The sequence below is a fragment of the Variovorax sp. LjRoot84 genome, from assembly GCF_964254305.1.
GTDB lineage: Bacteria > Pseudomonadota > Gammaproteobacteria > Burkholderiales > Burkholderiaceae_C > Variovorax.
Genome location: NZ_CAXUTE020000001.1, coordinates 6,020,218 through 6,041,947, shown reverse-complemented (window position 1 = coordinate 6,041,947; position 21,730 = coordinate 6,020,218). Strand labels below are relative to the sequence as shown.

The window sequence follows — 21,730 nt, the reverse complement described above, 5'->3', positions numbered from 1 at the left end:
CTGAATGACGCTTCGACCCGGCTCACGCGAGGCCGCGCTCAGCGCGACGAGCAGACGCTGACGACCACCTTGCAAGGCTCGGTCGGCAGATGGCTGTCGCACTGCCCGGCGGCCGCCTTGCCCGCGGCGGCTGCGGTGGAAGCGATGGCCGTGCCCCATTCGCCAAAGTTGCCCGTCGCGAGAGCGCCGCAGGAGCGATCGAAGTACGCGCGCACGACACAGGGGCCCGAGCGGCCCGCCGCGCGATCGCACTGGGCGCGTGCCGCAAGCTCCGCAGCGCCGCGGGATGGGTGGTTGATCGAGTAGCCGTACCACCCGTGCACGGACGCGATCGCGCCCCAGCTCGGGCCTTGGCCGGGGTTGGCATGGGCCGGACCTACGGCGATGCCCGTCAGGCCGCAGCACAACGGCAGCGCAAGCGCGCCGAGCATGCGGGCTGCGCGTGATGGAAGGCTCATGGAGCAGCGGACCGCTAGCTCCCCGCGGGTTCGTGGCATGCGACGCAGAGCTTGTTGCCATCCGGGTCGCGGAAGTAGGCGCCGTAGTAGTTCGGGTGGTACTGCTCTCTGAGCCCGGGCGGTCCTTCGCAGCTTCCGCCCTGTTCCAGCGCTGCCTGATGTGCAGCGTGGACTTTGGCCCGGTCGGCGGCAGCGAAGGCAATCATTTGACCGTTCCCGGCCTCATGCGGCTGGCCGTCGTAGGGTTTGCAGATCACGAAGAACGGCCGCGCGCGCCCGGCGCTGTGCCAGCCCGCCCATGGCTTCTCGCGCTCGCAGAACCGAAGCTCGATGCCGAGGCTGTCCATGACGGCGCCGTAGAAGGTCAACGCGCGCTCGAAATCGGTCACGCTCACAAAGACATGTGAAAACAACAGGAGCTCCTGCGGCACGGGTGATGAGAAATGGGAGCTGCATTCTGACGTAGCGGCGATGCTCTCCGCACACGCATACGCACCTGCTTTTGCTATCGTGCGCTGATGTTTCGTCCAGCACCCTGGGCGCCACAAGCGGCGAATCTGGTCTACCAGCTGTCGTGGATCCTGCGCAGCTTCGACGTTCTCAGCTAGGGCCTCCCGGACGATCAGGCTTTACGGCAGCTTCGCCTTCAACTGCCGGTAGGCGTTCGGATCCTCACGCCTGAGCGCGTCGAGTTCTTTCTGCAGCCGCTCGACGCGCGGCTGCCGCGCGCTCTGCTTGATGCGCTCGACCTCGCGCGCCAGCGTCTCGAAATCTGCGATGCGCTTGTCGGATTTCTCCTTGGGCGGCAGCTTTTCGGCCAGCGCCGAGACCGCGTCCATCAGTCGGCCGATCTGGCGGCCATAACTGTGCTGCTGGAGCACGTCGCGCTCGATGTCGGGTGCCGACGAGTTGTTGTGGGTCACGCTGACCAGTGACCAGCCCGAGTTGATCGGCTGGCTCAGCTGCTGCGGCGCGCCAGCCGGCCATGGCCACTGCTGCAGGGGCCAGTTCCACCACGAGGAACGCCCCGCGCCGAAGTCCGCGGTGCCGCTGCCATCCGACCTTGCTGCCGTTGCCATACCACCTCCTGCCGAACGCGTGTCGCGCGATGTGGATCGTAGCGCGCCGCCGGCGAGTTGCGCGATGACGACCTTCGGGTGCTCAATGGCTAGCTCGCACGATGACGACTTTCAAAAGAACAAGGAGACCGCCATGGATTGCGATGTCCTGATCGTCGGCGCCGGCCCCACCGGCCTGATGCTCGCCAACCAGCTCGGCCGGCGCGGCGTTCGCACCGTGATCATCGACCGGCACGCCGGGCCCTCGCTGCAGACCCGGGCGCTCGGCGTGCAGGCGCGCACGCTGGAGATCTACGCCCAGCTCGGGATCGCAGAGCGCGCGCTCGAACTCGGCAAGCGCGGCACCGGCGCCAACATGTGGGCCGAAGGGCGGAAGATGGCGCGCGTGCCCCTGGGCGAAGCCGGCGCACGCGTGACCCCGTACCCGTACATCCTGATCCTCGGCCAGGACGACAACGAACGGATCATGGGCGACCGGTTGAGCGACTGGGGCCTGGCGGTGCACTGGAACACCGAGATGATCGAGCTCGCTCAGGAGTCCGGCCATGTGACGGCGACGCTCCGAGTTGCCGGCGGCACGATCCGCCGCATCGACGCCACCTGGATGGCCGGCTGCGACGGGGCGCGCAGCGCGGTGCGCGAGATGAACCGCATCGGCTTTCCCGGCGCCCCCTACGAACACGTGTTCTTCGTCGCCGACGTGGAGATGACGGGCGGCATGGTCCCCGACGAGGTCAACGTGTATTTGTGGAAGAGAGGCTTCCACCTGCTCTTCCCGATGCGCGGCAAGGACCACTGGCGCATCGTCGGCATCCTGCCGCCCGAGCTGCGCGGCAAGGACGACGCGCGCTTCGAGGACGTGATTCCTTCCTTGCACGCCGAGGCCGGCACCGGGCTGTCTTCCAAGGCGTGCACCTGGTTCTCCACCTACCGCATCCACCACCGCAGCGCGTCGCGCTTCCGGGATCGCCGCTGCTTCCTGCTCGGCGATGCGGCCCATATCCACAGCCCGGTGGGCGCCCAGGGCATGAACACCGGCCTGCAGGATGCCTACAACCTGGCATGGAAGATCGCGCTGGTGGTCGAGGGCAAAGCCGGCGAGACGCTGCTCGACTCCTACGAGGCCGAGCGCCTCCCCGTCGCGCGGCGCCTGCTCGAGACGACCGACCGGGGCTTCAGGGTGGTGGTCTCCGACGCGCCGTTCGCCGGCCTGCTGCGCACGCGGGTGCTGGCCCGGCTCGCCGCCTTCGCGATGGGCCGCGAACGCGTGCAGAAGCTCGCGTTCCGCACCGTCTCGCAGACCGGCATCCACTACCGCGCGGGCCCGTTGTCGGCAGCGCTGGACGCGCTGCCGTCCGATGCGCCGAGCGCCGGCGATCGCTTCCCCTGGCTGTATCTGCGCTTTGCCGCGGACGGGCCGGTCGAGGATTCGTTCGACAAGCTCGCGGACACGCACTTCCATCTGCTCGTGTTCGGGCAGGACCTGCCTGCGGGCAGCGCGACGGGCCTCGGCGAGTTGCTGCGGGTGCACGTGATCCCGGCCGATCCGGTCAACGATGCAGAACTGGAGCGCCAGAAGATTGCGCGGCCTTCCTTCTATCTCGTGCGTCCCGACGGCCATGTCGCGCTCTGCGGGCGGCGGCTTGCGCCTGCGGCCGTCGCGCGCTACGCCAAGGAGCGTCTGAAGTTCATGACACCTGCGATGGCGGCGAACTGAACTTCGATCGGCCCTGGCGTGGTGCGGGATTTCACCAAGGATTTGCGCCGTCCTGAGCGGCGCATACTGGCGGCAGACCCGAGCCGGCCCCTCCCCGGGGAGCCCCGGGCGGCAGACAGGAGACACGCTTTGCAGCGAACCAACATTGCCAACCCGGCCTATTTCCACAAGGTCGTCGATTGCCAGTACGCCTGTCCGGCGCACACCCCGGTCCCCGAATACATCCGCATGATCGCGCAGCGCCGCTACGGCGACGCCTACATGATCAACTGGGTCTCCAACGTCTTCCCCGGCATCCTGGGGCGCACCTGCGACCGGCCCTGCGAGCCGGCCTGCCGGCGTGGGCGGGTGGAGGAGAGCAACGCCAGCAAGCCCGAGCCGGTGGCGATCTGCCGGCTCAAGCGCGTGGCGGCCGACATGAAGGACGACGTGCGTTCGCGCATGCCGGCGGTGGCGCCCGGGAACGGCAAGCGCATCGCCTGCGTGGGCGCCGGGCCGGCCTCGCTCACCGTCGCGCGCGACCTGGCGCCGCTGGGCTATGAAGTGACGGTGTTCGACAGCGACGCCAAGGCCGGCGGTTTCATGCGCACGCAGATCCCGCACTTTCGCCTGCCCGAGTCGGTGATCGACGAGGAGACGGGCTACATCCTGGACCTGGGCGTGGAGTTCCGCGGCGGCGAGCCCATCGACTCGATGAAGGCCCTGCTGGCGCAGGGGTGGGACGCCATCTTCGTCGGCTGCGGCGCGCCGCGCGGGCGCAACCTCGAACTTCCCGGGCGCCAGGAGGCGGCGGCCGGCATCCACATCGGCATCGACTGGCTGAACTCCGTCTCCTTCGGCCACGTGACAAGCATCGGCCAGCGCGTGATCGTGCTGGGCGGCGGCAACACGGCGATGGATTGCTGCCGCTCGGCCCGCCGCCTGGGCGGCACCGACGTGAAGGTCATCGTGCGCAGCGGCTTCGAGGAGATGAAGGCCTCGCCCTGGGAAAAGGAGGACGCCCAGCACGAAGGCATTCCCATCATCAACTTCCATGTACCGAAGGCCTTCGTCCACGACAACGGCAAGCTGCTGGGCATGCGCTTCGAGATCGTCCGCGCGGAGTACGACGACAAGGGCCGCCGCACGCTGGTGCCCAGCGGCGAGCCGGACGCCTTCTTCGAATGCGACGAGGTGCTGGTGGCGGTGGGGCAGGAAAACGCCTTCCCCTGGATCGAGCGCGACTGCGGCATCGACTTCGACAACCATGGACTGCCCACGTTGGACAAGAACACCTTCCAGTCCACGGTGCCCCAGGTGTTCTTCGGCGGCGATGCGGCCTTCGGCCCCAAGAACATCATCTGGGCCGTGGCCCATGGGCACGAGGCCGCGGTGTCGATCGACCGGCTGCTGCATGGCCAGCCGGTCACTGTCCGCCCGCCGCCCATGACCAACCTGGTGTCGCAGAAGATGGGCATCCACGAGTGGAGCTACGACAACGACACCTCGAACGACCTGCGCTACAAGGTTCCCTGGGCCAAGGCCGAGAAGGCGCTGGCCAGCATCCGGGTGGAGGTGGAACTGGGCTTCGACGCCGCCACCGCCTTCAAGGAGGCCGAGCGCTGCCTGAACTGCGACGTGCAGACCGTGTTCACCGAGGCCGCCTGCATCGAATGCGATGCCTGCGTGGACATCTGTCCGATGGACTGCATCAGCTTCACCGCCAACGGCGAGGAGAGCGAACTGCGGGCCCGGCTGAAGGCGCCGGCGCTCAACCTGGCGCAGGATCTGTATGTCTCCGGCGGGCTCAAGACAGGCAGGGTGATGGTCAAGGACGAAGACGTCTGCCTGCACTGCGGCCTGTGCGCCGAGCGTTGCCCCACGGGGGCCTGGGACATGCAGAAGTTCCTGCTGAAGATGACGCCCGCAGGGCAGGAGGTGACGGCATGAGCGCCATTCCCGCAGCACGGCCGCCCGAAGGCGGGAAAGCCCCCTCGGGGGGCAGCGAAGCACACGAAGTGGCGAGCGTGGGGGCCATCCCACAAATCGAGGCGGTCAACGATTTCGTCATCAAGTTCGCCAACGTCAACGGCTCGGGTTCGGCCTCGGCCAACGAGCTGTTCGCCAAGGCCATCCTGCGCATGGGCGTGCCGGTGAGCCCGCGCAACATCTTCCCCAGCAACATCCAGGGCCTGCCGACCTGGTATGAGGTGCGCGTGACCGAGCGCGGCCACATGGGGCGGCGCGGCGGCACCGACATGATGGTGGCGATGAACCCGCAGACCTGGGACGCCGACGTGGCCGAGCTGGAGCCCGGCGGCTACCTGTTCTACGACAGCACGCGGCCGCTGCCGCCGTCGAAATTCCGCGACGACATCCGCGTGATCGGCATGCCGCTGACCGAGATCTGCAACGCCGTCTACCACGATCCGCGCCAGCGCCAGCTGTTCAAGAACATCGTCTACGTGGGCGCCCTGGCCATCCTGCTGGGCATCGAGCCGGAGGTGGTCGAGAAGCTGTTCGGCGAGCAGTACAAGGGCAAGGAAAAGCTACTGGCCTCCAATGTCCAGGCGCTGCACCTGGGCTGCGACTTCGCCAGGGAGCATCTGCGCGGCGAGCCCCTCGGGCTGCAGGTGCGGCGCGCCGACCGGGTGGGCAACCGGATCTTCGTGGACGGAAACAGCGCCGCGGCCCTGGGCTGCGTGTATGGCGGCGCCACGGTCGCGGCCTGGTATCCGATCACGCCCTCGTCGTCGGTGGCCGAGGCTTTCCAGAAGTACTGCACCAAATTCCGCGTCGATCCGGCCAACGGCCAGAACCGCTTCGCCATCGTGCAGGCGGAAGACGAGCTCGCCTCGATCGGCATGGTGGTCGGCGCCGGCTGGAACGGCGCGCGGGCCTTCACCGCGACCTCGGGGCCGGGCATTTCCCTGATGGCCGAATTCATCGGCCTGGCCTACTTTGCCGAGATTCCGGTCACCCTCATCAACGTGCAGCGCGGCGGACCTTCCACCGGCATGCCCACGCGCACCCAGCAGGCCGACATCCTGTCCTGCGCCTACGCCTCGCACGGCGACACCAAGCACGTGCTGCTGTTCCCCGAGGATCCGCACGAGTGCTTCGAGCACGCGGCGGCGGCGCTGGACCTGGCCGACCGGCTGCAGACGCCGGTGTTCCTGATGACGGACCTGGACATCGGCATGAACCAGCGCCTGTGCGCGCCCTTTGCCTGGGACGACAGCCGGGCCTACGACCGCGGCAAGGTCATGAGCGCCGAAGAGCTGGAGGCGGGCCGGGACTTCGGCCGCTACAAGGACGTGGACGGCGACGGCATCCCCTGGCGCACGCTGCCGGGCACGCACCCGACCAAGGGCAGCTTCTTCACCCGCGGTACGACGCGCGACGCCTACGCGCGGTATTCCGAGCGCGGCCCCGACTACATCTACAACATGGAGCGGCTCTTGAAGAAGTTCGCGACCGCGGCCACCCTGGTGCCGCAGCCGATGCTGCGGCTGGCCGCCGAAAAGACGGACCTGGGCGTGATCTATTTCGGCTCGACCAGCCCGGCCATGCAGGAGGCGCTGGAGGAGCTGGCCGAACGCGGCGTCCACCTCGACGCGCTGCGGCTGCGCGCCTTTCCCTTCCCGGACAGCGTGGCGCAGTTCCTCGCGCGGCACCGCCAAGTGTTCGTGGTCGAGCAGAACCGCGACGGCCAGATGCGCAGCCTGCTGGTCAACGAGCTCGGCATCGATCCGGCCAGGCTGGTCCCCGTGCTGCATTTCGACGGCACACCCATCACGGCGCGTTTCGTGGTCCAGGCGATCAGCGCCCATCTCGCCAAGGAGCCCGCATGACCTACCTCGCCAAGCCCAAGCTGCGCCACCCGACGCTGGCCACCAACAAGGTCGGCTACACGCGGCGCGACTACGAGGGCAAGATCTCCACGCTGTGCGCCGGCTGCGGCCACGACTCGATCTCCGCCGCCATCATCGAGGCCTGCTGGGAGCTGGACATCGAGCCGCATCGCGTAGCCAAGCTCTCGGGCATCGGCTGCAGCTCCAAGACGCCGGACTATTTTCTGGGCGCCTCGCACGGCTTCAACACGGTGCACGGCCGCATGCCCAGCGTGCTGACCGGCGCCAACCTGGCCAACCGCGACCTGCTCTACCTGGGCGTTTCGGGCGACGGCGACTCGGCTTCCATCGGCCTGGGCCAGTTCGCCCACGCCATGCGGCGCGGCGTGCGCATGGCCTACATCGTGGAGAACAACGGGGTCTACGGCCTGACCAAGGGCCAGTTCTCGGCCACCGCCGACCAGGGCTCCAAGAGCAAGAAGGGCGTCGTCAACAGCGACAGCCCGGTGGACCTGGTGGCCATGGCGCTGCAGCTGGGCGCCAGCTACGTGGGGCGCGGCTTTTCGGGCAACAAGGCGCAGCTGGTGCCGCTGATCAAGGGTGCGATCAGCCACGGCGGGGCCGCGTTCATCGATGTGGTCAGCCCCTGCGTCGCCTTCAACAACCACCCCGGCAGCACCAAGAGCTACGACTACGTGCGCGAACACAACGAGGCGGTGAGCCGCATCGACTTCATCCATGAGCGCCAGGAAATCACCGTGGACATGGCGCCGGGCGAAGTGATGGACGTGCGCCAGCACGACGGCACGCTGCTGCGGCTGCGCAGCCTGCATCCCGACTACAACCCCGGCGACCGCTACGCCGCCATGGCCTACATGCAGCGGCACCAGGAAATGGGCGAAGTGGTGACGGGCCTGCTCTACGTCGATCCGCTGGCCACCGATCTGCACACGGCGCTCAACACCAGCGAGCGGCCGCTCAACACGCTGGGGCCCGCCGAGCTGTGCCCCGGCGCCGGTGCGCTGGAGCGGCTCAACGCCAGCTTGCGCTAAGCGAAGGTCCGTCGCAACATAGCGCGTTCCGCAGGAGGGTGCACCATGGATGAACGTACCGTTTTCCAGTCCATCTCGCGCAAGCATGTGACCTGCTTGGGCCCGCAGGCCAGCGTGCGCGACGCTGCGGGCGTGATGACGCACGCCAACTGCGGCAGCGTGCTCATCATCGAGCCGCCGGAGACCCTGCTGGGTATCCTGACCGAGCGCGACCTGATGACGCGGGTGCTGGCCCGGGGGCTCGATCCGGAGCGCACCACGGCGCGCGAGGTCATGACGCCCAACCCGATCTGCGTGCCGCCGGAAACGCTGGTGTCCGACGCCGTCGTGATGATGCTCGAGCGAGGTTTCCGCCACCTGCCGCTGGTGGCGGGGACGAAGATCCTCGGCGTGTTCTCGGTGCGCGATGCGCTGCCGCGGGAAATCGGCGCGGCGCTGAGCCAGGCCGAATTCAACGAGCAGGTGAACGACGTTCTGGGCTAGGAATGCGCTGGGTCGCCGCCGCCCTCCTGCTGTTGCTCGCCGCGCTGCAGGCCGAGGCCGGCACCACCAGCGCCTTCACGCTATCCCCGCAAAGCTATTCGGGCTCGCGCGAGCGGCAATACAAGGTCTATGTGCCGGACGGCCTCACGGCCCCGGCGCCGATGGTGATGGCGCTGCACGGCTGCCAGCAGACGCATGACGACGTGCTGCGCGACTGGGGCCTGGTGGCGGCCGCGGACCGCTTCCGCTTCGTCCTCGTCGCGCCCTTCATCACCAGCTACGACGGGCTGCGCAACACCAACTGCTGGGGCTTCTGGCTCGACCAGCACCGCCACCAGGGCCGCGGCGAGCCCGAAGACCTGCACCAGATCGCGCGGCAGGTCGAATCGCGCTTCGGCATCGACCCGAAGCGGCGCTACATCACCGGGCTCTCATCGGGCGGCGCCATGGCGGTGGTGCTCTCGGTCACGCACAACGAGTACTTCGCGGCCGCGGCCAGCGCCTCGGGCCTGCCCTATGGCGAGGACGCGGCCTCGGTGTCCTTCTCGGGCTGCCCCGGCAGCGCCACTTTTCATGCCGTGAGCCAGGTGGTGGCCGACATGCAGCGCGAGCGCAATGCGAGCTACCCGATCCCATTGATGGTGTTGCAGAACAACCAGGACTGCACCGTGATCCAGCCCGCCGGCCGCAACATGCGCGATGCGCAGCTGCTGCTCAACGGCGACGCCTTGCACAACAGCCCGCCCGAAGCACAGGCGCGGGAGCGTGCCTGCACCCCGGTCAACGGCTCCGACTACAACTGCCAGCAGGTCTTCTACACCGTCGACGCCCAGCCGGGCAGCCGCTCGCTGGTCGAGACCGTGTTCTACAACGGTCCTACGGTCACGCCCGACCCCGGCGACACCGACCACGGCCACTACTGGATCGGCGGCCAGAACGGCCGCGACGGCCGATGGGTCTTGCAGCGCGGGCCGAGCTATCCCGACATCGTCTGGGACTTCTTCTCGCGCCATGCGGCCGATACCAGCGGGCCGCCACCCCCACCGCCACCGCCCCCGAGCTGCAACACCGTGAGCGCTGCGCCGGGCGCCCACGTCTCGGCGGGCCGCGCGACAGCCGGCGGCCTCTTCAGCCTGCGCGCGATCTCGACCGGCGACATGCGCGACATCGGCTTCGCCTGGGATTTCTTCTTTACGCGCGTGGACCTGCACCAAGGGGCAGGCGGGCGCTGGTTCGTGCAGCCGCCGGCGGGTTGCTAAGACTCCAGCGGCTTCTCTTCGCGCCCGTCTGGATGCCGCGCAAAGCGCGCCGGATCGCGCCCGTGCACCGGTGCCATGTCGGGCCAGGGCCAGCCGCCGAACTGCGTGCGGCGGTAGTCGGCCATGGCTTGCGCGATCTCGGTCTGCGTGTTCATCACGAAGGGGCCGTACTGCGCCACCGGCTCGCCGATCGGGCGGCCCTGCAGCAGCAGGAACTCGCTCGGCTCGTCGCCGTTGATCAGCTCCACCCTGGCGTCGGCGCGCAGCTCGATGGCGGCGTGGTTCTCGATCTTCCGGCCCGCCACGCTGACCGAGCGGCCCTTGAAGAAATACAGGTTGCGCCGCGTGTCCTCGCCGTCCGCGGCAGGCAGCATCCAGCAGGCATGGGGTTCCATGCGGATCGTCCAGATCGCGATGTCCGCATCGGCCTCTGCGGCCCACGAATCGGGCGGCGGCGCCAGCGGCCCGCCGGCGCCTGGCTCGCCGTCCACCGGCGCGACACGGCCCGCGACGACCGCGACCTCGGTCGCATGGCCGTCGGCATCCATCGCGGTGAAGCGCGGGATGTCTTCGGCCCAGAACATCGTGAAATGCGGCTCGACCATCTTGTTGCGCGCCGGCAGGTTGAGCCAGATCTGGAACAGCTCCAGCGGGTTGGGCGCGGAAGCATCGAGCAGCGGGAACATCTCCGAATGCACGACGCCCTTGCCGGCCGTGAGCCACTGCACATCGCCGCCGCCGAAGCGCGCGGTCGCGCCGAGCGAATCGGAATGATCGATCAGCCCCTTGCGCACGATGGTCACCGTCTCGAAGCCGCGGTGCGGATGCCCCGGGAAGCCCGGCACGGGGTTGCCGTGGTACATGCTCCAGCCGTCCTTGCGGCTGAAGTCCTGGCCCAGGTCGCGCCCGGCCAGCGAGGCATCGGGCCCCATCTGCGCGTTGGCCTTGGGATAGGCGTCGTCGTGGTAGGCGCAGAACAGGAAGGGGTCGATGGTCTCCCACGGGAAGCCGAGGGCCTTGATCTGGACGATGGGGCTGGTGGTGACAGTGGCAGTGGCGGTGGCGGTCATGGCGTGCGTGCTTTCTTGCGGGGCGCTCATTCTGTTCGATGCGAGAGGAGCGATCCCTCACATGTGGGGGTGGCGCCCTGTTCCTGAAGTGCGGCCGGTGGAACGCAGTCGCACCATCTGCGGAACAACAGAAGGGGAAAATCCCGGCTGTTCGTTGGATGGACGCTACGCCGATCCGTTCACAATTCGCGCGGCGGAGCCATCGATCCTCACAAACAACAACGACGTGCATGAACACCGAACAGCAACTGCAACACAGCTATTTCGAGATGCGCGAGCAGCCCGCAAAGGGGACCGCTGCCAAGCAGCATGCCGAAGTGCCGCTGCCGAGCCTGGCCGCCGCCAAGCGCGAGGCGCGCGGCCCCGTGATGGGCTTTGCCGTCCCCTTCCTCGCCGTGATGGGCTACTACGCCCTTGGCATCTGCACCTTCGCGCTGATGGCTGCGTCCAGCGTGCCCGGCGGCGGCGAGGTGTCGCAGCTCGCCTGGTGTGCCACCGAGAGCACCAGCCCCATCGCCCTGGCCGCCGCGCTGGCAGCCGGGCGCTGGTGGGTCTGACAACCGCCGGTTTGCGCCCGGCTCCAAACAGCCGCGCGACGACAACCTGACCCTTGCCGGCGTCAGCGAAGCGCGTCTGACGCCGGCTTTCGCCTGATCTCATAGCACCCAGGCCGGCGCCTTGGGCGGCGCTCGCGTGGCCGAGCGCTCGGTTTCATTCCCGGCCCTTCTTGCCGCCCCTCCAGGGGTGCGCGCCACCCTTCGCAATGTGAAAAATCTCACGAATGCTCGTGGGATCAGCCCTGGTTGCTATCCAAACCATAGCATTTTCGACGCCAAGACACGGTTCTGTAACCGATTGTGTGAACTCCTTCCTTAGAAATTGAATACCTCGGTACTAAAGTCAAAAGTATTCAATTACCGCTTCAGCGGGGGATGGAGGAGACGATATGAACCGCGTTTTCAGGATCATTTGGAATGCCGCCAAGGGTCTTTGGGCCGTGGCATCGGAGCTGGCAACAGGCGTCGGCAAGTCGGCGGCGACCGGCACCCCGGTTCCCGATTTGCAACTCCAAGCGCCTGAGTTTGCGCGGGCCAAGGGGCTGCAGGCTTGTGTGGCGGTGGCGCTTCTCGCCTTCGCAGGTACCGCGTCGGCGGCGAACTGCGGCAACGACAAGGATGTCGGCAACGCCAAGTGCTCGACACCTGCGCCTGCACCTGCACCTGCACCGGCACCGGCACCGGCACCGGCACCAGCACCAGCACCAGCACCAGCACCAGCACCAGCACCAGCACCAGCACCAGCACCAGCACCAGCACCAGCACCAGCACCTGCACCTGCACCGGCACCAGCACCAGCACCAGCACCAGCACCAGCACCAGCACCGGCACCGGCACCGGCACCGGCACCAGCACCTGCACCTGCACCGGCACCGGCACCAGCACCGGCGCCTGCGCCGGCACCTGCGCCTGCACCGGCACCTGCACCGGCACCGGCACCGGCACCTGCACCTGCACCTGCACCGGCACCGGCGCCTGCACCGGCACCGGCACCGGCACCGGCGCCTGCACCGGCACCGGCACCTGCACCGGCACCCTCAGCAGAAGCCCCAGCGGCGGCCGCCGAGGGCGAGCCGGCGGCCGCGGCGGCCGCAGAGCCCGACAAGAAGGCCATCGCGCCTGCCCCTGTCGCACCCGCCTATCGGAACGAAATGGCGCTCTTCTCCGCCCTCCCGGCGCAACTTCGCCAAGCGGATCTCGCGATGCTGGGCAACCTGAACCGCCGGGTCGGCGATTCGGGGCCCAACCGCGATGTCTGGGTGCATGCCGTCTACACCGACCTCGACATCCGCCAGCACGGCAGCGTCGCCCCGCACAGCCGGGGCCAAGTGAGCGGCCTGCAGGCAGGCGCCGACCTCCTGACCGGCAACAACTGGCGCGCCGGCCTCTACGTCGGCTCGCTGGATGGGGACGTCGACGTGAACGGCAACGCGCGCGGCACCTTCGGCAGAGTCGGCAACACCGATCTCCAGTCGCGCTACCTCGGCGGCTATGCCACCTGGCGCGATGCGAGCGGCTGGTATGTCGATGCCGTGCTGCAAGCCGGCAGGCACCGCTACAGCGTGCGGCCCGACGGCGGTCTCACGGTGTCGGGCAAGGCGCGCAGCTTCTCGGCATCGATAGAAACCGGCAAGTCCTTCGCCTTGACCGAGAGCTGGAGCATCGAGCCGCAGGCACAGCTCATCCGCCAAAGAACACGTTTCGACGACGTGTCGATCGCCGGCGCGCAAGTCCATCAGGACACCAAAGCAGGCTGGATCGGCCGGATGGGCGTGCGCATCAAGGGCGACATCCCCACCGGCGCGGGCCGGCTGCAGCCCTATGCGCGCTTCAGCGTCTACCGTGCCAGTTCAGGCACCGACGTGGCGACCTTCGTCGGCACCACCGGCAGCACCGTCATCTCCGGTGCGAGCGGCTACACCGCGACGGAAGTGGCGGCCGGCCTTTCGCTGGCGCTGACACCTGCGACCACCGTGTACGGCGAGGTCGGGCGCATCTCCAGCGCCGGCGGCGACGCCCGGGTGAAGTCGTCGGTTCAGGGCACCATCGGCCTGCGCGTGAGCTTTTAGAGCGAGGCTGTGGTCCAGCACGCGGAAGAGCTGCGCTGGCAGCCGGGCGCTGGTGGGTCTGACACGAAGCCAGGATGGCCGCCCGTTCTGACCACGGCGGCTTCCTACAGGTCGCGCAGGCGGGCGAGGACTACTTTGCGATCAATGCAAAGGAGTCACGCCATGCCCATCGCCATCCCACCCCCCGACATCGACCCCACAGTCATGCCGACCGTGAGCACGCAGCCGACGGAGGCAGAAACGATGGAGAACGGCATGGCCGCAGCGGATGAGGCCGCGAGCGCCGGGACGCCGCAGAGCCGCGAAAGCGTGGCGGCGGGATTGTCGAAACTCTGGATCGATCCGAATCCGAGAGCGCGCTAGCTCCCGGAGTGAAGCACTTCGGCGATGCGCCGAGGAGCGACGCGCTTCAGTGACGGTGCCCGTGCTCGCCATGCACATGGCGATGGGCAATCTCTTCCTCGGTCGCGGCGCGCACGCCGGCCACCGTCGCGCTGAACTTGAGCGCCTTGCCCGCGAGCGGGTGGTTGCCGTCGAGGATCACCTGCGGGCCCTTGATCTTCATCACGGTGAAGACCTGCGGCTCGCCCTTGTCGTTGCGGCCTTCGAGCTGGCCGCCCACTTTGACGCCCGGCGGGAAGTCGGCTTTCGAGATGGTGCGCACCAGTGATTCGTCACGCACACCGAAGGCATCTTCGGGCTGCAGGTTCAGCGTGGTCTGGAAGCCGGCCTCCTTGCCCTCCAGCGCAGCCTCGACCTTGGGAAAGGTGTTGTCGTACCCGCCATGCAGATAGACCATGGGGTCGCGGCTCTCTTCGATGAGCTTGTTGGTGGTGGCGTCGGCTACTTTGTAGCGGAGGGTGACGACGGAGTCTTTCTGGATTTTCATGAGAAGTTTGTGCTGCGAGCCGAGTGCAAGGTGGGCAGATTTTCGTTCACCTTGATCGGGTGATGCTCGTTGGTGCCGGCAGGCGTGGTCACGGCGTCTGATCGCAGTTGCCGACTTGAGCCGTACATATTTGCTGCGCGCATGTGAGCCGTGCGTTCTGGATGCCTGTCGAGGGGCATCGCGGCCTGCCCCTGGGCCATTCTCCGCACGGGCCGCTGACGGTTAGCCGCGCGCGAGATCGTTGGCGATAGCGCATAGACGCGATTCCCAGCCCTCCTGCGGACGAGAAAAATTCATTCCATCGCGCGTCGCTCCAAAGCGCGATGCCAACACCCCGCAGCGAAAGGGAAGCCGTCATGAACGCAACGCATGCTCTTCGTGCGCGTCCCGTCAGGACCTTGGCGGCCGTCGGTCTTGCGCTGGCCCTTTCGGCCGCGGCGGTGCTGGCCTTGCCGCGCGCGGAGCCGCCGCGGCACGCTCCCGTGGCCACGACGCATCTCGACGGACTTCGCGTCGCCGCGGCAAGCGGCGATGCGACCAAGGGAAGCTGGGCCAGCATCAACATGACGGCGACGGGCAACACCCGAAGCGTGATCAACGCCGACGGAACGACGGCCGCGCACGCCAACACCTATGGCGGCATGGGCGCCTTCGGTCCTGCCGGCATGCGCCAGTTCCCGGATGGCACGGGTTCCACCTACTTCGCGACCTACAACACGAAGCTCTTCACGATCGTGGGAGCATCCAACGTGACCACTGGCGGATACCTGCAGCTGAACCTGCTCGACTGATCGGTTCTCCACTGGCGAAAGCCCCAGGTCCTTGCGGCCTGGGGCTTTTTTCTTGATGCCGGCGAGAAGCTCAGAACTCCTGCGACACCGGCCGCAGCACCACCTCGTTGATGTCCACGTTGGCCGGCTGCTCGACCGCATAGACCACCGCGCGCGCCACCGAATCCGCCGGAATCTGGTTCGCGTCGTAGAAGGCCTTCACGCCCGCCGCGCTCTCGGGGTCGCTGCTGCCGTGCTTGAGTTCCGACTCGACGGCACCGGGCGACACGATGGTCACGCGCACGCCGCTGTTGCCGACTTCGACGCGCAAGCCTTCGGAGATCGCCCGCACCGCATGCTTGGTCGCGCTGTACACCGTGCCGATGGGCGTGAACACCTTCAGCCCCGCGATCGAGGCGACGTTGACGATGTGGCCGCTGCCCTGCGCCTTCATGCGCGGCAGCACGGCCGCGATGCCGTAGAGCACGCCCTTGATGTTGACGTCGATGGTGCGGTCCCATTCGTCGACCTTGAGCTTGTCCAGCGGCGACAGCGGCATCACGCCGGCGTTGTTGACCAGCACGTCGATGCGGCCGAAGGCTTCGATGGTCTTGGCGGCCAGCTTCTCGAGGTCGGCGTGCTTCGCCACGTCGGTCGCGACCGCGATGGCCTCGCCGCCGGCTTCGCGGATCTCGGCGACGACCTGCTCGAGCCGGTCGGTGCGGCGTGCCGCGAGCACGACCCTGGCGCCGCGTGCGGCCAGGTGGCGCGCCGTCGATTCGCCGAGCCCGCTGCTCGCGCCGGTGACGATGGCGACCTTGCCTTGGATGTTGTCTTGAACGGATGTCATGGTGCTTTCCTTTGGTGGGTTGAACAGACGCCCTCAGTGTGGAAAATCCGGGCGTTCCCGTAAATGAAACTCTGGCGAGTTCAGAATTCGCCAATCCGGAACACTCCATGTCCAACCGTCTCGAAGCCCTGCGCGTGTTCTGCACCGCCGCCGATGCCGCGAACTTCCGCGATGCGGCGATCCGGCTGTCGGTCTCGCCGCAGGTGGTGACGCGCGCGGTGCGCGAGCTCGAAGAGGAGCTGGGCGAGCCGCTGTTCCACCGCAGCACGCGCGGCGTGCAGCTCACCGACTTCGGCCGCCAGCTGGCCGAGCGCGCACGTGCAGCGGTCGGCGGCGTCGACCAGCTCTTTCATCGCATCGATCGCCGTGCGTTGTCGCAGCACGCGGGTACGGTGCGCGTGGCGGCGCCCAGCGTGCTCGGCCGCCGGCTGATCCCGCAGGCGCTGGCGCCGATGCTGGCAGCGCATCCGGGCCTCACGCTGGACCTGCGTCTCTCGGAGCAGCTGGCCGACGTGGTGGGCCAGCAAATCGATGTCGGCGTGCGCGCCGGCCCCTTGCGCGACAGCCGCTTCGTCGCCAAGCCGGTCGGCAGGATGGCGCTGCGGGTGGTCGCGGCGCCTTCGCTCATCGCGCGCACGGGCGTGCCGCAAAGCATCGACGAACTCGCGCGCCTGCCGCTCACGGCGCTGATCGACCGCAGCTCCGGCCGCCCGTGGCCCTGGCCCTTCAGCAGGGGGCGGCAAATGACGGTGTCGGCGCCCGCCTTCGTCACCGACGACACCGACGCCGAATGCGCCGCCGTGCTGGCCGGCCTGGGTTTCAGCCAACTCGTCGCGCCGCTGGCCGGGCCGGGGCTGCAGTCGGGCGCGCTGGTGCCGGTGCTCGATGCCGAGGCGCCGGAGCCCTGGCCGGTCTACGTCTACCGCGTGCAGCGTTCGCCGGTGCCGGCGCGGGTGCGGCTGGTGTACGACGAGCTGGTGCGGGTGCTGGGCGGCGTGTCGAAGCACTAGCGCCGACGGCGCGGGGCGTGAGCCGCCGCCTACTCCAAGTCGCAAGCTTGGCGCATGGCGCATTGGCGCGCGGAGAAAGACATTGCGTCCACCACAACAGTCGCGCGCCATGAAAGCCAAGCAGCTCTTCGACCTGTGCCGCAAGGCCGTCGTGGCCTGGGTCGACGACTACGCGCCGAGCATGGGCGCGGCCATCTCCTACTACACGATCTTCTCGCTGGCGCCCTTGCTGGTGATCGTCATCGCGATCGCCGGCGCGCTCTTCGGGCGCGAGGCGGCGCAAGGCCAGATCGTGGCGCAGGTCTCGGGGCTGGTGGGGCGCGAGGGCGCCGTCGCGGTGGAGTCGCTGCTGCGCAGCGTCGACGAGCCCGGCAAGGGGCTGGTCGCCGGCCTGATCAGCATGGTCGTGCTGCTGATCGGCGCCACCACCGTCTTCGCCGAACTGCAGAGCGCGCTGGACCGCATCTGGCACGTGCCCGAAAGAGAAAAACCTTCGGGCGTGTGGGCCGTGCTGCGCGCGCGGCTGCTGTCCTTCGGCCTGATTCTGGGACTGGCCTTCCTGCTGATGGTGTCGCTGCTGGTGAGCGCGGCGCTGGCCGCCTTCGGCAGCTGGTTCGGCGGCCTGGTGTCGGGCTGGGAGCTGATGCTGCAGTCGCTCAACATCCTGATTTCGCTGGGCATCGTCACCGTGCTGTTCGCAATGATCTTCAAGCTCATGCCCACGGCACGCATCGAGTGGCGCGACGTCTGGATCGGCGCCGGCGTCACGGCCGTGCTGTTCGAGCTCGGCAAGCTCGCGATCGGGCTCTATCTCGGCAAGAGCGGCGTCAACGAATCCTTCGCCGCGGCGGGCTCGCTGGTGGTGCTGGTGGCCTGGGTCTACTACGCGGCGCAGATCTTCCTGCTGGGCGCCGAGTTCACCAAGGTCTATGCCAACGAGCATGGTTCCGTCTCGGGCGTCAAGGCGGTGGCGGCCACCGAGGTGAGTGCGGCCGAGGACGCGGCCGGCACCGATCGCGTGGACGGCAGCGCGGCGGTGGCATCGGTCGAAACGCCGCCGCCGCCGCCCGACTATTCGGGGCTGGGCCGCACGGCCGCTGCGCAGGCGGAGATCGACCGGCGCGTGGCGCGCGCCAGCGCCGTGCTGATCCGCCAGCTGCTGCTGCTCGGCGCCGTGACGCTCGGCAACGTGCTGGCCTCGCGCTGGTACCGGCGCCAGCGCCGCGCCAATGTGCGGCCGCACACTAAACCGCGCCCACGCTCCCGGTGATCGGCAGCACGATGCCCGTGATGTAGCTCGCGCAGCACGGTGCCGCGAGGAACACGTAAGCCGGCGACATCTCTTCGGGCTGCGCGGGCCGCTTCATGTCGGTGTGCTTGCCGAACTCCTGCACCTCCTCGGCCGGTCGATCGGAGGGGTTCAGCGGCGTCCACACAGGGCCGGGCGCGATCGCGTTGACGCGGATGCCGCGGTCCAGCAGGTTGCTCGCCAGCGACTTGGTGAAGGCATGGATCGCGCCCTTGGTGGTGGCGTAGTCCAGCAGCTGCGGGCTGCCTTCGAGTCCGGTGACGGAGCCGGAGTTGATGATCGATCCGCCCTTGCGCAGATGCGGGACCGCGGCGCGCGCCATCTGGAAGTAGCCGTAGATGTTGGTCTTGAAGGTGAGGTCGAGGCGTTCGTCGGTGATGTCCTCGATGCTCGCCGCATGCAGCTGGAAGGCCGCGTTGTTGACCAGGATGTCGAGCTTGCCGAAGGCCTGCACGGTCTCTTCCACCGCGCGCTTGCAGAAGGCCGGATCGCGCACGTCGCCGGGGATCAGCACGCAGTGCTTGCCCTCGGCCTCGACGCAGCGCTTGGTCTCCTCGGCATCGACCTGCTCTTCATCGAGGTAGACGATCGCGACCTCCGCGCCCTCGCGCGCATACAGCAGCGCCACCGCGCGGCCGATGCCCGAGTCGCCGCCGGTCACCAGCGCCACCATGCCGTCGAGCTTGCCGCTGCCGAGGTAGCCCGAGGCCTTGAAGCGCGGCTGCAGGTCCATCTCCGCTTCGAGCCCGGGCTTCTTGAGATGCTGCGCCGGCATCGGGTTCTCGGGCTCGGGGCGGTGGCCGGCCTGCACCGGCTTCTTGCTCTTGGGCTTGTCGGGCGCGGCGCGGTCCTTGGCGTCCTGTTCGCGCTGCACCTTGCGCTGTTGCACGGCGACATCGCCGGGATCTGAAGAAGAAGTCATGGCTGTGTGCTCCTGCGGATGAGGGGTTGCTGCAAACCACCGTAGACAGCAGCCGTCCCGCACCTTGTCGTCCAAGGCCGCGTCCACCGCGCAGACTCGACGAAGTCCCACAGCGCGGCGCGGCACCGGGCGATGAAGCTGCTGGGCTGGCTCGCCACGGCCGCGATGGCGGCCGCCTCGCTCGCGCTGCTGGTCGTTTCGGTCGGCTGAGCGGAAGCGGGCCTTTCTTCTTCAGTGCTTGAAGCGCCGGTGGTAGAGCGCGATGCGCTCCAGCGCGTAGTCCGCAGCGGCCTCGCGGATCTCGTTGCGGCGGCCGATGAAGCGCTGCGTCTCGGTGAAAATCTGCGTGCGCTTGCCTTCGCGGAAGGCCCACGCGAAGCACTGGGTTCCGGGCCCGATCGCCGGGTCGGCATCGTCGGCCACGCCGGTGTTGGCGATGGCCAGGTTCGCGTCGCTGTGCTTGAGCGCGCCGCGGGCCATCTCCAGCGCCACCGGTTCGCTCGTGAGGTTGTAGCGGTCGATGGTCCCGGCACTCACGCCCAGGTAGCGCTGCTTGGCCTTGGGGTCGTACACCACGAAGGCCGACTCCAGCACCTGGCCCGCACCCGGCACCTCGGCCAGGCGCGAGGCGATCAGGCCCGCGGTGCAGGACTCGGCCGTCACCAGCACCAGGCCGTGATCTTCGAGGTACTCCGCGGCGGCCTTGGCCGCTGCCGTGCCGTCACCGTTCGGCATGGCCGGCGCGCTCCGGCTCGCGTGCGCTTCCGGGTTGGGCCAGCTTGCGGTGCTGCTCGGCCAGCGTGTCGGACGGCGTCACATGGGCGAGCGCGGCCTGCATCTTGTTCTTCCAGCCCGCGATCACGTCGGCCTCGCCTTTCATCATGGCCTCGAAGCCCACCTTGGCCACTTCGGCCGGGTCGGCCTTGTCCTCCTGCTGGGCCAGCTTGGTGTCGAGCATGTGGGCGCGCGCGAAGAAGTGGGTGTCGGTCACGCCCGGCATCAGGCAGCTCACCGTGACGCCGGTGTCCTTGAGCTCATTGCGCAGCGCGAAGGAGAAGGAGTCGATGAAGGCCTTGGTGGCGTTGTAGACGGCCTGGAAGCTGCCGGGCTGGAAGCCGGCGATCGAGCCGGTGATCAGGATGCGGCCCTGGCCGCGCTCCTTCATGTGGTGCGCCACGCGCTGCAGCAGGTAGATGGTGCCGGTGATGTTGGTATGGATCACGTGCTGGACCGCGGCGAAGTCCTGGTCGAGGAAGGCGCCGCCGAGGCCGTGCCCCGCATTGGCGAAAAGCGCATCGATGTTGCGCTCCCCGGCGGCGAGCAACAGCTTGTCGACGCCCTCGCGCATCGCGAAGTCCGCCTGCACGCTGGTCACCTCGGCGCCCAGCATGCGCAACTCGCCCGCGGCCTGTTCGAGCGGCTCGTCGGCGCCGATCACGAGGTCGAAGCCGTTCTGCGCCGCCTGCTTGGCCAGATGGAGGCCGATGCCCGAAGAGGCGCCCGTCACGAGCGCGAGGGGGCGAGGGTCTGAGGATTCCATGGCGTATTCCTCGAGATGAAGTGAGCGATGTCCCGGAAGCTACGCAGCGCCTGGGCATGCGGATGTCGGACGGCATCGGGTTCGGGATGCCCGGAAACCCGACGCTTCGACCTACGCATGCGCGGGCGGTGCCCTCACGCGCGCGCCCGAGCCTGGACCGCATCCTCCGTCAGGGCCTCGCGCTTGACTTCTCGAGCGTTTCCCGAGGCCCGCGAGGAGCAATCGGATGATCAAGATCGGCATCGTGGACGACCACGCCATCGTGCGTACGGGACTGCGCAACTTTTTTTCCCAGCACGTGGACCTGCGCGTGGCGGGCGAAGCCGCCAGCGGGCGCGAGGCGATCGAGCTGGTGCGCACCACGGAGATCGACGTGCTCGTCATGGATCTCTCCATGCCCGGACAGAGCGGCATCGATGCCATCGCGATGATCCGCGCCAAGGCGCCGGGGGTCGGCATCCTCGTCTTGAGCGGCTACCCCGAGGAGCACTACGCGATGAACCTGATCCGCCAGGGCGCGAGCGGCTATCTCAACAAGGAATGCGAGCCGATGGAGATCGTGAACGCGATCCGACTCGTCTCGCTGGGCCGTCGCTACATCACGCCCGGCGTGGCCGAACTGCTGGCGCGCCAGCTCGATCGCAAGAACGACGCCGCGTCGCACGAGCAGCTGTCGGAACGCGAGTTCCAGGTCTTCCTCAAGCTGGCCAAGGGCGAGACCGCGGGCAACATCGCGAATCACCTGTCGCTGTCGGTGAAGACCGTGAGTACCTATCGCACGCGCATGATGGAGAAGATGAATCTCTCCTCCAACAGCGACCTGACGTACTACGCGCTGAAGAACCGGTTGATCGACTGAGCTC

The 21,730-nt window shown here is 68.1% G+C and carries 22 protein-coding genes; 13 read left to right on the top strand and 9 right to left on the bottom strand.

Annotated features, from left to right (window positions below):
• Positions 1 to 38 precede the first annotated feature (38 nt).
• The 3 genes from ACSQ9I_RS29780 to ACSQ9I_RS29770 form a co-directional block, all read right to left on the bottom strand.
• Positions 39 to 458, bottom strand: coding sequence for a DUF4189 domain-containing protein (locus ACSQ9I_RS29780; protein ID WP_436315564.1), 420 nt, complete (start codon positions 456 to 458; stop codon positions 39 to 41).
• A gap of 14 nt (positions 459 to 472) precedes the next feature.
• The gene (locus ACSQ9I_RS29775) at positions 473 to 871 is read right to left on the bottom strand and encodes a VOC family protein (RefSeq protein ID WP_436315856.1); all 399 of its coding nucleotides are present in this window, start codon (positions 869 to 871) and stop codon (positions 473 to 475) included.
• Positions 872 to 1,087: 216 nt separating this feature from the next.
• Positions 1,088 to 1,537: a hypothetical protein gene (locus ACSQ9I_RS29770; RefSeq protein ID WP_436306076.1), complete on the bottom strand. Its 450-nt coding sequence runs from the start codon at positions 1,535 to 1,537 to the stop codon at positions 1,088 to 1,090.
• A 133-nt stretch (positions 1,538 to 1,670) separates the two neighbouring features.
• Between ACSQ9I_RS29770 and ACSQ9I_RS29765 the strand changes: the two genes are divergently transcribed.
• The 6 genes from ACSQ9I_RS29765 (at position 1,671) to ACSQ9I_RS29740 (ending at position 9,881) form a co-directional block, all read left to right on the top strand.
• The gene (locus ACSQ9I_RS29765) at positions 1,671 to 3,254 is read left to right on the top strand and encodes an FAD-dependent monooxygenase (protein ID WP_436315563.1); all 1,584 of its coding nucleotides are present in this window, start codon (positions 1,671 to 1,673) and stop codon (positions 3,252 to 3,254) included.
• A 129-nt stretch (positions 3,255 to 3,383) separates the two neighbouring features.
• A complete protein-coding gene (locus tag ACSQ9I_RS29760) occupies positions 3,384 to 5,183 on the top strand; it encodes an FAD-dependent oxidoreductase (protein WP_436315562.1) in 1,800 nt (599 codons plus the stop codon).
• 86 nt (positions 5,184 to 5,269) lie between these two features.
• Positions 5,270 to 7,087, top strand: coding sequence for a 2-oxoacid:acceptor oxidoreductase subunit alpha (locus tag ACSQ9I_RS29755; protein ID WP_436315855.1), 1,818 nt, complete (start codon positions 5,270 to 5,272; stop codon positions 7,085 to 7,087).
• Positions 7,084 to 8,139 (top strand): 2-oxoacid:ferredoxin oxidoreductase subunit beta, encoded by a 1,056-nt coding sequence (locus ACSQ9I_RS29750; protein ID WP_436315560.1) that lies wholly within the window; start codon positions 7,084 to 7,086, stop codon positions 8,137 to 8,139. The genes ACSQ9I_RS29755 and ACSQ9I_RS29750 overlap by 4 nt, the downstream gene beginning before the upstream one ends.
• A gap of 45 nt (positions 8,140 to 8,184) precedes the next feature.
• Positions 8,185 to 8,622, top strand: coding sequence for a CBS domain-containing protein (locus tag ACSQ9I_RS29745; RefSeq protein WP_436315559.1), 438 nt, complete (start codon positions 8,185 to 8,187; stop codon positions 8,620 to 8,622).
• A 2-nt stretch (positions 8,623 to 8,624) separates the two neighbouring features.
• A complete protein-coding gene (locus tag ACSQ9I_RS29740; RefSeq protein WP_436315558.1) occupies positions 8,625 to 9,881 on the top strand; it encodes an extracellular catalytic domain type 1 short-chain-length polyhydroxyalkanoate depolymerase in 1,257 nt (418 codons plus the stop codon).
• Here ACSQ9I_RS29740 and ACSQ9I_RS29735 read toward each other — a convergent pair.
• Positions 9,878 to 10,951, bottom strand: a complete 1,074-nt coding sequence (locus tag ACSQ9I_RS29735) for a pirin family protein (RefSeq protein WP_436315854.1) — start codon at positions 10,949 to 10,951, stop codon at positions 9,878 to 9,880. The two genes, ACSQ9I_RS29740 and ACSQ9I_RS29735, sit on opposite strands and share 4 nt — an antisense overlap.
• Positions 10,952 to 11,181: 230 nt before the next feature.
• Between ACSQ9I_RS29735 and ACSQ9I_RS29730 the strand changes: the two genes are divergently transcribed.
• The 3 genes from ACSQ9I_RS29730 to ACSQ9I_RS29720 all read left to right on the top strand — a co-directional run bounded on the left by ACSQ9I_RS29730 (position 11,182) and on the right by ACSQ9I_RS29720 (position 13,940).
• Entirely contained in the window at positions 11,182 to 11,508 is a 327-nt protein-coding gene (locus tag ACSQ9I_RS29730; protein ID WP_436315557.1) for a hypothetical protein, read from the top strand.
• 389 nt (positions 11,509 to 11,897) lie between these two features.
• Positions 11,898 to 13,577, top strand: coding sequence for an autotransporter domain-containing protein (locus tag ACSQ9I_RS29725; RefSeq protein ID WP_436315556.1), 1,680 nt, complete (start codon positions 11,898 to 11,900; stop codon positions 13,575 to 13,577).
• 162 nt (positions 13,578 to 13,739) lie between these two features.
• Positions 13,740 to 13,940, top strand: a complete 201-nt coding sequence (locus ACSQ9I_RS29720) for a hypothetical protein (protein ID WP_436315555.1) — start codon at positions 13,740 to 13,742, stop codon at positions 13,938 to 13,940.
• Between the two features lie 46 nt (positions 13,941 to 13,986).
• Here ACSQ9I_RS29720 and ACSQ9I_RS29715 read toward each other — a convergent pair whose 3' ends face one another.
• On the bottom strand, positions 13,987 to 14,466 hold the full coding sequence (locus tag ACSQ9I_RS29715) for an FKBP-type peptidyl-prolyl cis-trans isomerase (RefSeq protein ID WP_436315554.1): 480 nt from the start codon (positions 14,464 to 14,466) through the stop codon (positions 13,987 to 13,989).
• A gap of 356 nt (positions 14,467 to 14,822) precedes the next feature.
• Between ACSQ9I_RS29715 and ACSQ9I_RS29710 the strand changes: the two genes are divergently transcribed.
• A complete protein-coding gene (locus ACSQ9I_RS29710) occupies positions 14,823 to 15,257 on the top strand; it encodes a hypothetical protein (RefSeq protein WP_436315553.1) in 435 nt (144 codons plus the stop codon).
• Positions 15,258 to 15,327: 70 nt separating this feature from the next.
• On the opposite strand, the gene ACSQ9I_RS29705 is transcribed toward ACSQ9I_RS29710, so the two are convergent.
• Positions 15,328 to 16,086, bottom strand: coding sequence for an SDR family oxidoreductase (locus tag ACSQ9I_RS29705; RefSeq protein ID WP_436315552.1), 759 nt, complete (start codon positions 16,084 to 16,086; stop codon positions 15,328 to 15,330).
• A gap of 107 nt (positions 16,087 to 16,193) precedes the next feature.
• On the opposite strand from ACSQ9I_RS29705, the gene ACSQ9I_RS29700 reads away from it, so the two are divergent.
• Entirely contained in the window at positions 16,194 to 17,096 is a 903-nt protein-coding gene (locus tag ACSQ9I_RS29700; protein ID WP_436315551.1) for a LysR family transcriptional regulator, read from the top strand.
• Between the two features lie 109 nt (positions 17,097 to 17,205).
• Complete coding sequence (locus tag ACSQ9I_RS29695) at positions 17,206 to 18,366, top strand: YihY/virulence factor BrkB family protein (RefSeq protein WP_436315550.1); 1,161 nt, start codon at positions 17,206 to 17,208, stop codon at positions 18,364 to 18,366.
• On the opposite strand, the gene ACSQ9I_RS29690 is transcribed toward ACSQ9I_RS29695, so the two are convergent.
• The 3 genes from ACSQ9I_RS29690 to ACSQ9I_RS29680 form a co-directional block, all read right to left on the bottom strand.
• A complete protein-coding gene (locus tag ACSQ9I_RS29690; protein WP_436315549.1) occupies positions 18,341 to 19,327 on the bottom strand; it encodes an SDR family oxidoreductase in 987 nt (328 codons plus the stop codon). The genes ACSQ9I_RS29695 and ACSQ9I_RS29690 overlap by 26 nt on opposite strands.
• Positions 19,328 to 19,558: 231 nt before the next feature.
• On the bottom strand, positions 19,559 to 20,062 hold the full coding sequence (locus tag ACSQ9I_RS29685) for a CinA family protein (protein ID WP_436315548.1): 504 nt from the start codon (positions 20,060 to 20,062) through the stop codon (positions 19,559 to 19,561).
• Positions 20,049 to 20,867 (bottom strand): SDR family NAD(P)-dependent oxidoreductase, encoded by an 819-nt coding sequence (locus ACSQ9I_RS29680; RefSeq protein WP_436315547.1) that lies wholly within the window; start codon positions 20,865 to 20,867, stop codon positions 20,049 to 20,051. The genes ACSQ9I_RS29685 and ACSQ9I_RS29680 overlap by 14 nt, the downstream gene beginning before the upstream one ends.
• A 226-nt stretch (positions 20,868 to 21,093) precedes the next feature.
• Between ACSQ9I_RS29680 and ACSQ9I_RS29675 the strand changes: the two genes are divergently transcribed.
• The gene (locus tag ACSQ9I_RS29675) at positions 21,094 to 21,726 is read left to right on the top strand and encodes a response regulator (protein WP_436315546.1); all 633 of its coding nucleotides are present in this window, start codon (positions 21,094 to 21,096) and stop codon (positions 21,724 to 21,726) included.
• The last annotated feature ends 4 nt before the right edge of the window (positions 21,727 to 21,730 follow it).

What these genes read in the sequence shown, in the direction of transcription:
- ACSQ9I_RS29780 (WP_436315564.1), bottom strand. Translation starts at nt 458, where the DNA reads ATGAGCCTTCCATCACGCGCAGCCCGCATGCTCGGCGCGCTTGCGCTG.
- ACSQ9I_RS29770 (WP_436306076.1), bottom strand. Translation starts at nt 1,537, where the DNA reads ATGGCAACGGCAGCAAGGTCGGATGGCAGCGGCACCGCGGACTTCGGC.
- ACSQ9I_RS29765 (WP_436315563.1), top strand. Translation starts at nt 1,671, where the DNA reads ATGGATTGCGATGTCCTGATCGTCGGCGCCGGCCCCACCGGCCTGATG.
- ACSQ9I_RS29750 (WP_436315560.1), top strand. Translation starts at nt 7,084, where the DNA reads ATGACCTACCTCGCCAAGCCCAAGCTGCGCCACCCGACGCTGGCCACC.
- ACSQ9I_RS29745 (WP_436315559.1), top strand. Translation starts at nt 8,185, where the DNA reads ATGGATGAACGTACCGTTTTCCAGTCCATCTCGCGCAAGCATGTGACC.
- ACSQ9I_RS29740 (WP_436315558.1), top strand. Translation starts at nt 8,625, where the DNA reads ATGCGCTGGGTCGCCGCCGCCCTCCTGCTGTTGCTCGCCGCGCTGCAG.
- ACSQ9I_RS29735 (WP_436315854.1), bottom strand. Translation starts at nt 10,951, where the DNA reads ATGACCGCCACCGCCACTGCCACTGTCACCACCAGCCCCATCGTCCAG.
- ACSQ9I_RS29730 (WP_436315557.1), top strand. Translation starts at nt 11,182, where the DNA reads ATGAACACCGAACAGCAACTGCAACACAGCTATTTCGAGATGCGCGAG.
- ACSQ9I_RS29725 (WP_436315556.1), top strand. Translation starts at nt 11,898, where the DNA reads ATGAACCGCGTTTTCAGGATCATTTGGAATGCCGCCAAGGGTCTTTGG.
- ACSQ9I_RS29720 (WP_436315555.1), top strand. Translation starts at nt 13,740, where the DNA reads ATGCCCATCGCCATCCCACCCCCCGACATCGACCCCACAGTCATGCCG.
- ACSQ9I_RS29715 (WP_436315554.1), bottom strand. Translation starts at nt 14,466, where the DNA reads ATGAAAATCCAGAAAGACTCCGTCGTCACCCTCCGCTACAAAGTAGCC.
- ACSQ9I_RS29710 (WP_436315553.1), top strand. Translation starts at nt 14,823, where the DNA reads ATGAACGCAACGCATGCTCTTCGTGCGCGTCCCGTCAGGACCTTGGCG.
- ACSQ9I_RS29705 (WP_436315552.1), bottom strand. Translation starts at nt 16,086, where the DNA reads ATGACATCCGTTCAAGACAACATCCAAGGCAAGGTCGCCATCGTCACC.
- ACSQ9I_RS29700 (WP_436315551.1), top strand. Translation starts at nt 16,194, where the DNA reads ATGTCCAACCGTCTCGAAGCCCTGCGCGTGTTCTGCACCGCCGCCGAT.
- ACSQ9I_RS29695 (WP_436315550.1), top strand. Translation starts at nt 17,206, where the DNA reads ATGAAAGCCAAGCAGCTCTTCGACCTGTGCCGCAAGGCCGTCGTGGCC.
- ACSQ9I_RS29690 (WP_436315549.1), bottom strand. Translation starts at nt 19,327, where the DNA reads ATGACTTCTTCTTCAGATCCCGGCGATGTCGCCGTGCAACAGCGCAAG.
- ACSQ9I_RS29685 (WP_436315548.1), bottom strand. Translation starts at nt 20,062, where the DNA reads ATGCCGAACGGTGACGGCACGGCAGCGGCCAAGGCCGCCGCGGAGTAC.
- ACSQ9I_RS29680 (WP_436315547.1), bottom strand. Translation starts at nt 20,867, where the DNA reads ATGGAATCCTCAGACCCTCGCCCCCTCGCGCTCGTGACGGGCGCCTCT.
- ACSQ9I_RS29675 (WP_436315546.1), top strand. Translation starts at nt 21,094, where the DNA reads ATGATCAAGATCGGCATCGTGGACGACCACGCCATCGTGCGTACGGGA.